Origin of the sequence: Isoptericola sp. NPDC057653 (assembly GCF_042799955.1) — a bacterium.
Lineage (GTDB): Bacteria > Actinomycetota > Actinomycetes > Actinomycetales > Cellulomonadaceae > Isoptericola.
The window spans coordinates 740,004-752,883 of the sequence record NZ_JBHVHP010000002.1 but is presented as its reverse complement, the minus strand read 5'-3'; the positions used below and the strand labels follow the sequence as shown (position 1 = coordinate 752,883).

11 protein-coding genes are annotated in these 12,880 nt (G+C 75.7%); 5 read left to right on the top strand and 6 right to left on the bottom strand.

Annotated features, from left to right (window positions below; translation table 11 throughout):
* Positions 1-57: 57 nt before the first annotated feature.
* The 4 genes from ACFU9A_RS14665 to ACFU9A_RS14650 all read right to left on the bottom strand — a co-directional run bounded on the left by ACFU9A_RS14665 (position 58) and on the right by ACFU9A_RS14650 (position 3,140).
* Entirely contained in the window at positions 58-807 is a 750-nt protein-coding gene (locus ACFU9A_RS14665) for a DUF4191 domain-containing protein (protein ID WP_430576013.1), read from the bottom strand.
* 11 nt (positions 808-818) lie between these two features.
* Positions 819-1,829, bottom strand: a complete 1,011-nt coding sequence (gene lipA / locus ACFU9A_RS14660) for a lipoyl synthase (RefSeq protein ID WP_430576012.1) — start codon at positions 1,827-1,829, stop codon at positions 819-821.
* A 119-nt stretch (positions 1,830-1,948) separates the two neighbouring features.
* Positions 1,949-2,614 (bottom strand): lipoyl(octanoyl) transferase LipB, encoded by a 666-nt coding sequence (gene lipB / locus ACFU9A_RS14655; protein ID WP_430576475.1) that lies wholly within the window; start codon positions 2,612-2,614, stop codon positions 1,949-1,951.
* Positions 2,615-2,633: 19 nt separating this feature from the next.
* The gene (locus ACFU9A_RS14650) at positions 2,634-3,140 is read right to left on the bottom strand and encodes a MarR family winged helix-turn-helix transcriptional regulator (RefSeq protein WP_430576011.1); all 507 of its coding nucleotides are present in this window, start codon (positions 3,138-3,140) and stop codon (positions 2,634-2,636) included.
* 36 nt (positions 3,141-3,176) lie between these two features.
* Here ACFU9A_RS14650 and ACFU9A_RS14645 point away from each other — a divergent pair, with 36 nt between their 5' ends.
* From ACFU9A_RS14645 to ACFU9A_RS14635, 3 genes are all read left to right on the top strand, one after another.
* The gene (locus tag ACFU9A_RS14645) at positions 3,177-5,462 is read left to right on the top strand and encodes an MMPL family transporter (protein WP_430576010.1); all 2,286 of its coding nucleotides are present in this window, start codon (positions 3,177-3,179) and stop codon (positions 5,460-5,462) included.
* Positions 5,463-5,487: 25 nt separating this feature from the next.
* A complete protein-coding gene (locus ACFU9A_RS14640) occupies positions 5,488-6,573 on the top strand; it encodes a Gfo/Idh/MocA family oxidoreductase (RefSeq protein WP_430576009.1) in 1,086 nt (361 codons plus the stop codon).
* 96 nt (positions 6,574-6,669) lie between these two features.
* Positions 6,670-8,019 carry a hypothetical protein gene (locus ACFU9A_RS14635; RefSeq protein ID WP_430576008.1) on the top strand — a complete coding sequence of 450 codons (1,350 nt, stop codon included), beginning with the start codon at positions 6,670-6,672 and terminating at the stop codon, positions 8,017-8,019.
* A gap of 90 nt (positions 8,020-8,109) precedes the next feature.
* Here the strand turns inward: ACFU9A_RS14635 and sucB are convergent, their stop codons facing one another.
* Positions 8,110-9,894: a 2-oxoglutarate dehydrogenase, E2 component, dihydrolipoamide succinyltransferase gene (sucB, locus tag ACFU9A_RS14630; protein WP_430576007.1), complete on the bottom strand. Its 1,785-nt coding sequence runs from the start codon at positions 9,892-9,894 to the stop codon at positions 8,110-8,112.
* A gap of 252 nt (positions 9,895-10,146) precedes the next feature.
* On the opposite strand from sucB, the gene ACFU9A_RS14625 reads away from it, so the two are divergent.
* Positions 10,147-10,491, top strand: coding sequence for an oxidoreductase (locus tag ACFU9A_RS14625; RefSeq protein WP_430576006.1), 345 nt, complete (start codon positions 10,147-10,149; stop codon positions 10,489-10,491).
* Between the two features lie 7 nt (positions 10,492-10,498).
* Entirely contained in the window at positions 10,499-11,248 is a 750-nt protein-coding gene (locus tag ACFU9A_RS14620; protein ID WP_430576005.1) for a class I SAM-dependent methyltransferase, read from the top strand.
* Positions 11,249-11,337: 89 nt separating this feature from the next.
* On the opposite strand, the gene ACFU9A_RS14615 is transcribed toward ACFU9A_RS14620, so the two are convergent.
* Positions 11,338-12,828, bottom strand: coding sequence for a leucyl aminopeptidase (locus ACFU9A_RS14615; RefSeq protein ID WP_430576004.1), 1,491 nt, complete (start codon positions 12,826-12,828; stop codon positions 11,338-11,340).
* Positions 12,829-12,880: the final 52 nt, after the last annotated feature.

Sequence of the window (12,880 nt, the reverse complement as noted above, 5' to 3'; positions counted from 1 at the left end):
GGCGGTCGCGCAGCGGGTGGGTCGATCTCGTGGTCGAGCTGGTCGGGCCGGCGCGGGTCAGCGGCCGCGGAGGCCCTTGCGGTCCGGGCGGGCGCGCATCGGGTCGACGCCCTTGGGGATCGGCAGGCGGGCGCCGCCGAGCGCCTTGAGGCGCTTGTTGACCTGGTCGGCCTCGGGCTTGGTCAGGGAGCGCTTGAGCTTCTGCACCTTGCGGGCGACCTTGGGCAGCGGGACCTGCCCCTCCTCGTTGCCGCACTGGATCAGCGTGATCGGCACGTTCGGCACGACGCGCGCCACCTTGCGGCGCTCGTCGTCCAGCAGGCGCTGCACGCGGTGCGCGGGGCCCTCGCTGACGAGGACGATGCCCGGGCGGCCGACGCCGCGGAAGACGAAGTCCTGGGTGCGCGGGTTGATCGCGACGGGCTCGTCCTCGAACGTCCAGCCGCCGCGGACCGTGCCGAGTGCCGCGCGGGCGGCGCCGGGCTGGCCCTCGATCTGCGTGTACGCGGCCCGCTCCGCCTTGCGGGTCAGGACGAACATCGAGCCCAGCATCGCGAACGGGATGCCGAGGACGACGATGTACAGGATCTTGAAGCCGGTCGGCACGTCGAGGAGCAGCACCACGGCGGCGACGACCGCGAGGATCCCGACGAACACGCCCAGGAGCAGCCACGTCACCGTGGGGTCCTGCTTGCGCGTCATCTGGTACGCGGCCCACACCTGGTGGTACCAGCGCTGCTTCTTGGGCTTCTTCTGCTTACCGGTGGCGTCGGCGGGCGCGCCGGCGTCGGACTTGGTGCGGGCCATGGTCGTCAAGTCTAGTGCGCTCGGGGGGCCAGCAGGCTCGCGGCCTCCTGGCGCGACGTCGTCGGCTCCCCGAGGTGCGCGAGCGCCTCCGGGATCGGCAGGCCGCGGCGGGTCATCGCCTGGCCCCAGAGGCGCCCGGCGCGGTACGACGAGCGCACGAGCGGGCCGGCCATGACACCCAGGAAGCCCATCTCCTCGGCCGCGTCGGACAGCTCGACGAACTCCTCCGGGCGTACCCAGCGGTCCACGGGGTGGTGGCGCAGGGACGGGCGCAGGTACTGCGTGATCGTCACGAGGTCGCAGCCGGCGTCGTGGAGGTCCTGCAGCGCGTCGCGGGCCTCGTCGATGGTCTCGCCCATGCCGAGGATGAGGTTCGACTTGGTGACCAGCCCCGCCTCGCGGGCACGGGTGAGCACCGACAGCGACCGCTCGTAGCGGAACGCGGGGCGGATCTGCTTGAAGATGCGGGGCACCGTCTCGACGTTGTGCGCCATGACCTCGGGCCGCGACTCGTTGACGACGTCGAGCAGCTCGGGGATGGCGTTGAAGTCGGGGATGAGCAGCTCGACGCCGGTACCCGGGTTGAGGGCGTGGATCTGGCGCACGGTCTCGGCGTACAGCCAGGCGCCGCCGTCGGCCAGGTCGTCGCGCGCGACGCCGGTGATGGTCGAGTACTTCAGGCCCATGGTCCGCACGGACTCGGCGACGCGGCGCGGCTCGTCGGCGTCGAAGTCGGCCGGCTTGCCCGTGTCGATCTGGCAGAAGTCGCAGCGCCGCGTGCACTGGTCACCGCCGATGAGGAACGTGGCCTCGCGGTCCTCCCAGCACTCGAAGATGTTGGGACAGCCGGCCTCCTCGCACACCGTGTGCAGGCCCTCGCCCTTGACCAGGCCCTTCAGCTCCCGGTACTCGGGACCCATCGTGGCCTTGGTCTTGATCCACTCGGGCTTCTTCTCGATGGGGGTGGCGGCGTTGCGGGCCTCGATGCGCAGCATGCGGCGGCCCTCGGGTGCGATCGTCACGGGTGTCTCCCGGTCGTCGTCGAGCAGGTGGACGTCCGGCGGAGCTGGCCTGTACGGACCCTGACCGTGCCGGACCCGGTCAGACTACGTGAGCCCGGCGCGGCGGCGCCGGGACCTGCTCACGGTGCGGACGTGACGTCAGCAACACCCGCGGGCGAGGGGTCGGCCCGGAGGGGGTCGAGGTGGCGGACGAGGGCGCCGACCAGCGGGTCCCGCGCGTCGTCGAGGGTGACGTCGCGCCCGGTCTCGATCGACAGGGACGTCACGTCGGCGTCCGTGATGCCGCACGGCACGATGTGGTCGAACCGGCTCAGGTCGGGGTCGCAGTTGAGGGCGATGCCGTGCATCGTCACGCCCTTGGCGGTGCGCACGCCGATGGCGCACACCTTGCGCTCGCGGCGCCCGGCGCCGGCGGCGAACCAGACGCCGGTGCGGTCCTCGACCCGGATCGTCCCCAGGCCGAACCCGGCGCAGACCTCCATCACCGCCTCCTCGAGCGCACGCACGTAGGCGACGACGTCGATCGGCTCGGCGAGACGCAGGATCGGGTAGACGACCTGCTGGCCCGGGCCGTGCCAGGTGATCTTGCCGCCACGGTCGACGTCGACCACGGGCGTGCCGTCGGTGGGGCGCTCGTCACGGTGGGTGCGCCGCCCGGCGGTGTAGACGTCGGGGTGCTCGACGACGATCAGGGTGTCCGTCCGGTCGCCGGCGACGACCTCGGCGTGCACGCGGCGCTGCAGCTCCCACGCCTCGTGGTAGTCGGTCAGTCCGGGCAGCGTCATCACGTCCACCCGGCCGAGGCTAGCCCTCGTCGCCGCCGCGGTGGGCGCGGACGAGGGTGACGAGCATCTCACGCAGGCTCGCCACCTGGTCGTCGTCCAGGCCCTGGGAGGTGAGGTCCTCGGCCGGCTGGAGGCGCCCCGCCTCGGCGGCGGCGCGGCGTCCGGCGTCGGTGACGGCGACCGTGCGCCGTCGGCGGTCGCGCGGGTCCTCGCCGCGGACGACGTAGCCGGCGCGCTCCAGGCGTGCGACGACCTTGCTCATCGTCTGCTCGGTGACGCCGTTGAGGTCGGCCAGCTCGCGCTGCGTGCGTGGGCCGGCGAACAGGTGCAGCAGCACGGGGAAGCCCGCGTGGTTGAGGTTCCAGCCCGCGAGGTGCGCGTTCCAGTCGTGCTCGATCCGCCGCACCACGGTGAACAGGAGCCGGCCCGTGGGCCACTCGGCGGGGTCGTCGCTCGTCGGGTCGACGGGATCGGGCCAGCCGGGGGCGCCGGACGAGGTCGTGCCGTCGGTCGCGTCGTGGGTCACTTGCTGCGCACCTCCTCGTGAGGCAGGATACTCAGCATGCTGAGCAATCGCGGATCGGGACTTTTCCGGGGCCTCGCCATTCTGGCAGCGATCGGCGTGTGGCTCGCCATCGGCGCCGTCGGCGGGCAGGCCCAGGGCAAGCTGAGCAGCGTCCAGACCAACGACGCCGCGGCGTTCCTGCCGGCGAGCGCGGAGTCCACGCAGGCCGCCGAGCTCGCCCGCGAGTTCACCGACTCCGAGACCCTCCCGGCCCTGGTCGTCGCCGAGACCTCCGACGGGTCGGCGCTGACCCCGGACCAGCTCGCCGACGTCCAGGCGTTCGCCGACGCGATCCCCGCCGCCCCGCTCGCGGGCACCTCCGGCGACGAGCCGCGCACCGTCGGCGACGTGAGCGTGGCGACCCCGGTCGTGGTCCCGTCCGAGGACGGGCAGGCCGCCCTCGTGGTGGTCTCCCTCGACGCCGCCAAGGCGTCCGAGGACGTCGGCGCGGACGAGTCGAGCGTGTCGCAGCTCGCCGTCGACGCGCTGCGCACGCTCGCGGCCGCGGACGCCGCCGACGGCGGCCTCGCCGGCACCGGGCTGGACGCGTGGGTCACCGGTCCCGCGGGCTTCGTGGCGGACCTCGTGAGCGCCTTCGGCGCCATCGACACGGTGCTGCTGCTCGTCGCGCTCGGCGCCGTCCTGGTCATCCTGGCGCTCGTGTACCGCTCGCCGGTGCTGCCGTTCGTCGTGATCCTCACCGCGGTCCTCGCGCTCTGCCTCGCGGGCCTCGTGGTGTACGAGCTGGCGGCGAACGACGTGCTGACCCTCAACGGGCAGTCGCAGGGCATCCTGTCGATCCTCGTCGTGGGCGCGTCGGTCGACTACGCCCTGCTCCTCGTCGCCCGCTACCGCGAGGAGCTGCGCACCGCCGTGTCCCCGTACACCGCGATGCGCCGCGCCGTCCGCGCGTCGGTCGAGCCGATCGCCGCCAGCGCGGGCACCGTGATCGTCGGCCTCCTGTGCCTCCTGCTGTCCGACCTGTCCTCCAACCGCAGCCTCGGGCCCGTCGCGGCGATCGGCATCGCCGCCGCCTTCCTCTCGGCGATGACGCTGCTGCCCGCCATGCTGCTCGTGGGCGGGCGCCGCGCCCGCTGGGTGTTCTGGCCGAAGGTCCCGCACGCCGTCGACGGGCGCTCCGGCTCGCCGGACGCCGTCGAGGCCGCCCCGGTCCCGGACGACGACACGCACGTGGACGTCGCGGGGCACGGCGTCTGGTCGCGCGTCGCGGGCTTCGTCGGGCGCCACGACCGGGCGGTGTGGGTCGTCACGGCCGTCGTGCTGGCCGCGGGCGCGGCCTTCGTCCCGACGCTGAACGCCCACGGCACCGGGGACTCGGAGGTGTTCCTCACGCAGGTCGGCTCGGTCGACGGCGAGGAGGCCCTCACCCGGCACTTCGAGGGCGTCTCCGCACAGCCGGTGACGGTCGTGGCACCCGAGGAGGACGCCGGGGCCGTCGTCGACGCCGCCGAGGCGACCGACGGGGTCGCCGCCGCGACCGTCGTCACGGACCAGCCCGCCACGGCGCCGGGCGCACCGGCGCAGGGCGACCCCCTGGTCGTCGACGGCCGGGTGCGCGTGGACGTCACGACCGACGCGCCGTCGGACAGCCAGGCGGCCGTCGACACCGTGTCCGCGCTGCGCACCGCGGTGCACGACGTGAGCCCCGACGCCCTCGTGGGCGGAGCGGCCGCGGAGCGGCTGGACACCCAGGTGGCGGGGGAGCGCGACCTGCGCACCATCGTGCCGGTGGTGCTCGCCGTGATCCTCGTGATCCTGGTGCTGCTGCTGCGCTCGGTGCTGGCGGCCGTGCTGCTGATGGCCGCGAACGTGCTCTCGTTCGGGTTCGCCCTCGGGGTCGCGGCGCTGATGTTCAACCACGTCTTCGACTTCCCGGGCGCGGACCCGGCGGTGCCGCTCTACGCCTTCTGCTTCCTCGTGGCGCTCGGCGTGGACTACTCGATCTTCCTCATGACCCGGGTGCGCGAGGAGAGCCTGCGCGTCGGGACGCGGCCGGGTGTGCTGCGCGGGCTGGCGGTGACCGGGTCGGTCATCACCTCCGCGGGCGTGGTCCTCGCGGCCACGTTCGCCGCGCTCGGCGTCATCCCGCTCCTGTTCCTCGCGCAGCTCGCGTTCATCGTCGCGTTCGGCGTGCTCGTCGACACGCTCGTCGTGCGCAGCCTCCTCGTGCCCGCCCTCGTCCACGACGTCGGCGACCGGGTCTGGTGGCCCGCGCGCCTCGGTCGTGGGCCGGCGGCCCCGCGTGGCAGCGGGTCCCACTAAGGTGCCGTCGGGCACGATGGGGACCATGGTCACGGACGAGGCGGCAGGGACGGGCGAGACCGGCAGGGCGGCTGCCCCGCCGCGGCTGGCGATCGTCGGGTACGGCGGGTCGGGGCGCGAGATCCACGCGCGCCTCGCGGCGGAGGCGGGCCTCCAGGTCACCGCCGTCGTGGCGCGCGACCCGGGCCGGCGCAACCAGGCGGCGGGGGACTGGCCGGGCGCGCGGCTCGTGTCGGACCTCGACGCGCTGATCGCCGCGCGCCGCAGCTACGACCTCGTGGTGGTGGCCAGCCCGTCCACCCTGCACGCCGAGCACGCGGCGGCGCTCGCCCGCGCCCAGATCCCCTTCGTGCTCGACAAGCCGATCGGCCTCGACGCGCACCAGGCGCGCGCCGTCGTCGAGGAGGCCGCCGCCACCGGCACGCCGTTCACCGTGTTCCAGAACCGGCGGTGGGACCCCGAGCAGCTGGCGCTCGCGGGCCTGATCGACGCGGGGGAGCTCGGCGACGTGCACACGTTCGAGCGCCGCTGGGAGCGCTGGCGGCCCGTGCCGCGGCAGCGCTGGAAGGAGAACGACCCCGTCGGCGGCGGCCTGCTCCTGGACCTCGGCCCCCACCTGGTCGACTCCGCGACCCAGCTCTTCGGCCGCGTGGAGTCGGTCTGGGCGCAGACCCGCAAGCTCACGACGCCCACCGAGGACGACGTCTTCCTGGTGCTGCAGCACGAGCCCGGCGGCGGGAGCGCGGCCAGCCCGCGCGGCGTCGTGTCGCGGCTCTGGGCCGGCTCGGTGGTGGGCGCTCCCGGGCCGCGGACGCGCGTGCTGGGCTCGGCGGGCGCGTTCGTCGTGACGACGTACGAGCAGGACGCGTCCCCGTTCGAGGTGCTGGACGACGGCGCCCCCGAGGGCACGGTCGGCTGGCTCACCCGCGGGCGCGAGCGGCGTGCCGTGCCGGCCGCGCCCGGCGGGCACGCGGACTTCTACCGGGCCCTCGGACCGTGGCTGGGCGGAGAGGGGCCCGCGCCCGTGGACCCGGCCGACGCCGTGCGCACCGCGGAGGTGCTCGACGCCGCCCGTGTGTCCGCGCGCGAGGGTCGTCGCATCGATCTGTGAGCGTCGAGCACCGAGGCCCCGGCCTCGGCACGGCGCCGGCCCGAGGCCTGTGGACGACGGGGCGGGCGGGGCGGGCCCAGGGTGTTCGATGGCACGGTGCCGACCCAGACGCTGCCGATACCGACCGACGCCGGCACCCGTGAGGTCCTGCTCGCACGGGTGAGCGCGCTCGCCGCGCTGCGCCACCCCTGCGTGGAGCCCGTGGCCGCCGTGGACGTCCGCGACGACGGCGCGCTGGCCGTGCGGCGCGGCGGCTCGGCGACCGACCTCCCCACGGTCCTCGCCGTCCGCGGCCGGCTCACGTCGCGCGAGGCCGCGGGCCTGCTGGTCGCCGTCGCCCGCGGTCTCGCCGCGCTGCACAGCGCGGGGCTGCGCCAGGGCCTCGTCGGCGCGGAGGACGTCGTGCTCGCGCCGGACGGCGCGGCGATGCTGCGCCCGCGGGCCGAGGCCCCCGGGCCGCCGGCGGCGGGCGGCGACGGGGAGGCGGCCGACGTGCACTCCCTCGCCGCCCTGGTCGCCGACCTCCTCGGCGACCGCAGCGACGACGACGCGACCGCCCTGCGCGCCGTGCTCGCGCCGGCCTCCGCCCCCGACCCCCGGGTCCGGCCCGAGGCCGGGACCCTCGCCGCGCAGGCCGACGCGGCGGTGCCCGCCGAGCCCGTGCGCCTGCCCGAGCCCGCCGCCCTCGCGGCGGCGGCGCTCGGCCGGCGGCACCCCCGGCAGGCCCCCGCGGCGGCGCCGGAGCCCCCCCGGCGCACCGTCCGCCGCGCGGGGGACACGGTGCCGCGCCCGCCGTCGCGCGCGACCCGCCGCGAGGTCCGGCACGCGACGGCCCCGCGGGCGGGCACCCGCCGGGTGCGGCGGATGCTCGGCGCGCTGGGCGCCGTCGGGCTGGCCGCGGTGCTGACGGCCGTCGTGGTCCAGGTGCGCCTGCCGGCCGACGCCGTCGACCGGGCCGCGACGGCGAGCTCGACACGGGTCCCGGCGGCCGCCGAGCCGCCGGCAGCCCCGGCCGACCGCCCCACGGCCGCGCCCACGTCGCCCGACCCGACCCAGGACCGCGCCGACCCCGCCCCGGCCGCGGCCGAGCTCACCAGGCGCCGGGCGGTGCTGCTGTCCGGCGTGGCGGACGGCGCCGCGAGCCCGGTCGGGCTCGCGGACGTGGACGTGCCCGGGTCGCCCGCGCACGACGCGGACGCGGCGCTGCTCGACGACGTGCGGCAGGCGGGCACGCGCGTGCGCGGCGCCGCGGTGCACGTGGACGGCGCGCGGACGCAGGAGCACGACGACGCGGAGGCGGACGTCGTGGTCCGCTACGCGATCGGTGCGCACGAGCAGGTGGCGGCCGACGGCGCCGTCACCGCGGTGCCCGCGACCGACGCCCGCACCGCCACGCTCAGGCTCGCCTGGACGCCCGACGGCTGGCGCGTCGCCGAGGTCGCCTGACCGGCGCGCCGCTCGATCGCGCCGGGAGAACGGCGCAGGGCGCCCCGGCCGTAGCCGGGACGCCCTGCGCCGTCAGTCAGGAGGTGCCTGTCAGAGCCCGACCTCGGACTCGAACGCGGCCTCCTCGATGCGGGCCTTGACCGCGGTGAGGAAGCGCGCGGCGTCCGCCCCGTCGACCAGCCGGTGGTCGTAGGACAGGAACAGGTACGCGAACTGGCGGATGGCGATGGTCTCCTCGCCGTCCGGGCCCGTCACGACGGCCGGCTTCTTGGTGATCGTGCCGGTGCCGAGGATCGCGACCTGGCCGCCGGGGACGATCGGCGTGTCGATGAGCGCGCCGCCCGAACCGGTGTTCGTGATCGTGAAGGTCGCACCGGACAGCTCGTCCGGGCCCACCTTGTTGGCCCGGGTGCGCGCACCCAGGTCGCCGATCTGGCGGGCGATGCCCGCGAGGTTCAGGTCGCCGGCGTTCTTGATGACCGGGACCACCAGGCCACGCTCGGTGTCGACGGCGATGCCGACGTTCTCCGCGGGGTGGTAGGTGATCTCGCCCTTCTCCTGGTCGATCGAGGCGTTGATCTTCGGGAACGCCTTGAGCGCCTCGACCGCGGCGAGCGTGTAGAAGGGGAGGAAGGTGAGGTTCGCGCCCTCGCGGGCCTTGAACGACTCCTTCGCCTTCGCACGCAGCTTGGCGACCTTGGTGACGTCCACCTCGACCACGGTCGTGAGCTGGGCCTGCGTGTGCAGGGCCTCGACCATGCGCTCGGCGACGATCTTGCGCAGGCGCGACATCTTCTCCGTGGTGCCCCGCAGCGGGGAGACCGGCGGCACGGTGGCCTTGGCGGCCGGGGCCGCGGCAGGCGCGCTCGTGGCAGCGGCCGGAGCCGGCGCGGCGGCCTTCTCGGCCGCGGCGAGCACGTCCTCCTTGCGGATGCGGCCGCCGACGCCCGTGCCCTGCACGGTCGTGACGTCCACGCCCTTCTCCGCCGCGAGCTTGCGCACGAGCGGCGTGAGGTAGGAGCCCTTGCCCGCCGCGGGCGCGGCGGCCGGGGCGGCGGGAGCCGGAGCAGCGGGCTTCTCCGCGGCGGGGGCGGCCGGAGCCGGAGCCGGGGCGGCGGGCTTCTCCGCGGCGGGCGCCGGCGCGGGGGCCGGAGCGGGCGCAGCGGGAGCCGCCGGGGCAGCCTCGGCGGGGGCCGGGGCGGCGGGCGCGGCGGGCGCGGCCGGAACCGCGGCACCGGAGCCGACGACGGCCAGCACGGCGCCGACCTCGACGGTCGCGTCCTCCTCGACGAGGAGCTGCTGGACGGTGCCGGCCACGGGGGACGGGATCTCGGTGTCGACCTTGTCGGTCGAGACCTCGAGCAGGGGCTCGTCGACCTCGACCGAGTCGCCGACCGCCTTGAGCCAGCGGGTGACGGTGCCCTCGGTGACGGACTCGCCCAGGGCGGGGAGCGTCACCTCGGTGCCCTCGCCGCCACCGGCGGCGGGGGCCTCGGCGGCAGGGGCCTCGGGGGCTGCGGGTGCCGGCGCCTCGGGAGCCGGAGCCGGCTCGGCGGGTGCGGCGGGCTGGGCGGGGGCCTCGGGCTCGGCGGCGGGGGCCTCGGCGGCCGGGGCCGCGTCGTCGGCGCCTGCGCCGGAACCGTCACCGATGACGGCGAGGGTGGCGCCGACCTCGACGGTCTCGTCCTCCTCGGCGAGGATCTGCTCGAGGACACCCGCGACGGGCGACGGGATCTCCGTGTCGACCTTGTCGGTCGAGACCTCCAGCAGGGGCTCGTCGACGGCGACGGTGTCGCCGACGGCCTTGAGCCATCGGGTGACGGTGCCCTCGGTGACGGACTCGCCGAGTGCAGGGAGCTGCACGTTCTCAGACATGACCTGTGGAGTCTCCTTCGATCAGTGGGTCAGGCGACGTGCCGAGGCGAGCCGGTCCTGCCGGCCCGCGACATCTCTGGTTGCCGCGTTCTGGTCACTGCCTGCCATCTTGTCACCTCGACCGGGTGCGCCCCAATCGTTCCGGGGTGCCGGTGGGTGTGACGCTGGGTACACCTGACCGCTCCATGACCTTCAGGACACCTCCGGTCGGTCTCCAGAACATGGCGCCGACGGCGGCGGTATTCTCGCGCCATGTCGCTTCGGACCTCCCTGGGACGCCTGCTGGGCAGGTCGTCGTCCCCGGCCCCCGGCACCGCGCCGACCTCCGGCTCGCGGGGCGAGACCGTGGCGTACCTGCAGGACTTCGTGCGGACGCGCGTCGGCGTCGAGGCGTACGTCGAGCCGCCCAACGCGCAGACCCCCAGCACGGTGCTGCTCGTCGCGACCACCGGGGAGTGGACGCGCCGCCGCGTGCCGGACGAGCGCACGGGCTTCGAGGTCGCGCGCTCGCTGGGCGTCCCGGTCTACAACGTGCGGTTCACGGGCTACCCGCAGCGCATGCGGGACTGGACCTCGGCGCAGCGACGCAAGGACTGAGCGGGGCATGACCGTCCCCGACGACGCGTGGTCGGCGGTGGCCGGCGCGTGGGCCGACCTGTGGGGCGGGCTCGCCACGCCCGTGTGGTCCCCGCTGCTGGCGGCAGCCGGCGTCGTGCCCGGGGCCCGCGTGCTCGACGTGGGCTGCGGCACCGGCGAGCTCCTCGCCCGGCTGACGGGCCGCGGCGCGCAGGCCACGGGCGTCGACCCGGCCCCGGCGATGGTGGGGCTGGCCCGAGAGCGTGCCCCGGGCGCGGCGGTCCTCGTCGGCGAGGCGGAGCGCCTCCCCCTCGGGGACGGCACGTTCGACGTCGTCCTGGCGGTGAACGCCCTGCAGCTCGCCGACGACGCGGGCGAGGCCGTGGCCGAGCTGGTCCGCGTGCTCGCGCAGGGCGGCCGGCTGGGTCTGGCCGGCTGGGCGGAGGGTTCGCGCAACGACCTCGACGTCGTCGAGCGCGCGGTCGCGGCGGCGTTCGAGGACGACCCGCCCCAGGACGGGCCGCTGCGCGGGCCGGGCGGCTTCGAGGCCGTGCTCGCCGCGGCCGACCTCGACGTCGTGGGGGCGGGCCTCGTCGACGTCGCGTGGGAGGTCGCCGACGACGACACGCTGGTGCGCGGCGTCCTGCTCGGGGAGGACGCGGCCACCCTGGCCGAGCTCGCCCCGGTGGTGGTCGCCGCGGCGGCGCCGTTCCGCGCGCCGGGCGGCGGCTACCGCCTCGAGGGCGCGTTCCGCTGGGCCGTGGGCCGCGCCGCCTGACCACGCCGGCCGGCGCAGGTCCCATCGAGGACGAGGACGGCGCCCGACCACCGGGGTGGCCGGGCGCCGTCCTCGTGCGGCGGGGCGGGTCAGAGACCGGCGCGCCCCTCGAGGAACGCGAGCATCGTGCGCACGCCGACGCCGGTGCCTCCGGCGGGGGTGTACCCGAACGACGAGCCCTCGTTGTACGACGGGCCGGCGATGTCGAGGTGGGCCCACGGGGTGTCGCCCACGAACTCCGCCAGGAAGTGCGCGGCGAACAGCATGCCGCCCCAGCGGCTGGGAGCGGAGTTGACCATGTCCGCGACGTTCGACTTCAGGCCGGACTTGAGCTCGGCGGGCATCGGCATCGGCCAGAACGCCTCGCCGGCGACGTCCGCCGCGGTCTTGACCTCGTCGCGCACCGCGTCGGTGCCCATGACGCCGGAGGTGCGGTTGCCGAGCGCCACCATCTGCGCGCCGGTGAGGGTGGCGATGTCGAGGACGACGTCGTGCCCGTCCTCGACGGCGGCGACCAGGCCGTCCGCCATGACGAGGCGGCCCTCGGCGTCGGTGTTGGTGACCTCGACGGTCTTGCCGCCGCGGATCGTGATGACGTCCGCGGGACGCTGCGCGTTGCCGCCCGGCATGTTCTCCGCGAGGCAGAGGTAGCCGGTCACGGCCACGGGCAGGCCGAGCTTCGCGGCGGCGACCACGGTGTGCAGCACCGCGGCGGCGCCCGCCATGTCGGACTTCATGGTCGGCATGCTGGCCGGCGGCTTGAGCGAGATGCCGCCCGTGTCGAACGTGATGCCCTTGCCGACGATGGCGACCTTCGCCGCGGCCTTGGCCGGCGTGTACGAGAGCTTGACCAGGCGCGGGCCGCGCGAGGAGCCCTGGCCCACGCCCACGAGGCCGCCGTAGCCGCCGGCGGCGAGCTGCTTGTCGTCCAGCACGGTCACCTTGATGCCCTTGACGCCCTTGAGCGCGGCCTTGGCCGCGTCGGCGAACGCCGCGGGGAAGAGCTCGTTCGGCGCGTCGTTGACGAGGTCGCGCGTGCCGTGCACGGCCGCGGCCAGCACCTCGCCGCGCGCGACGGCGGCCTTGGCGCGGCCCGAGCGGGCGAACGACGTGACGACCTGGATGCTGCCGACGGCGGACTTCTGGTCCTTGCCGGAGCGGTAGCGCGTGTACGTGTAGGCGCCGAGGAGGGCGCCCTCGACGACGGCGGCGAGCTCGTCCTCGTCGATGGCGGGCAGCGCGACGGCCACGGAGTCCGTGCCCGCGAGGTCGCGGGTCGCGGCGCCGGCGGCGGAGCGCAGCACCTCGTGCGCGAACGTGCCGTCGGCAGCGCGCTCGCCGAGGCCCGCGAGCACGAGGACGTCGGCGGCGACGCCGTCGCCCGCGGGCAGGCGGCGCACCTCGTCCGGGGCGCCGGTCACGCCGAGGCGGGGCGCGAGGGTCTCGATCTGCCGCACGAGCGCCTCGGGGAGCTGGTCCGCGACGACGGCGACGCCGTCCGACGTGGAGCAGGTCCCGACGACGAGCGCGTCGACCTTGAGAGAGGTGGGATTCTTGCCGGTGAGGGTGAGGTCAGCCACGCGCCGATGCTATCCCCGTCCCCGGGGGCCCACCGCCCGCGTCGTCCGGCCC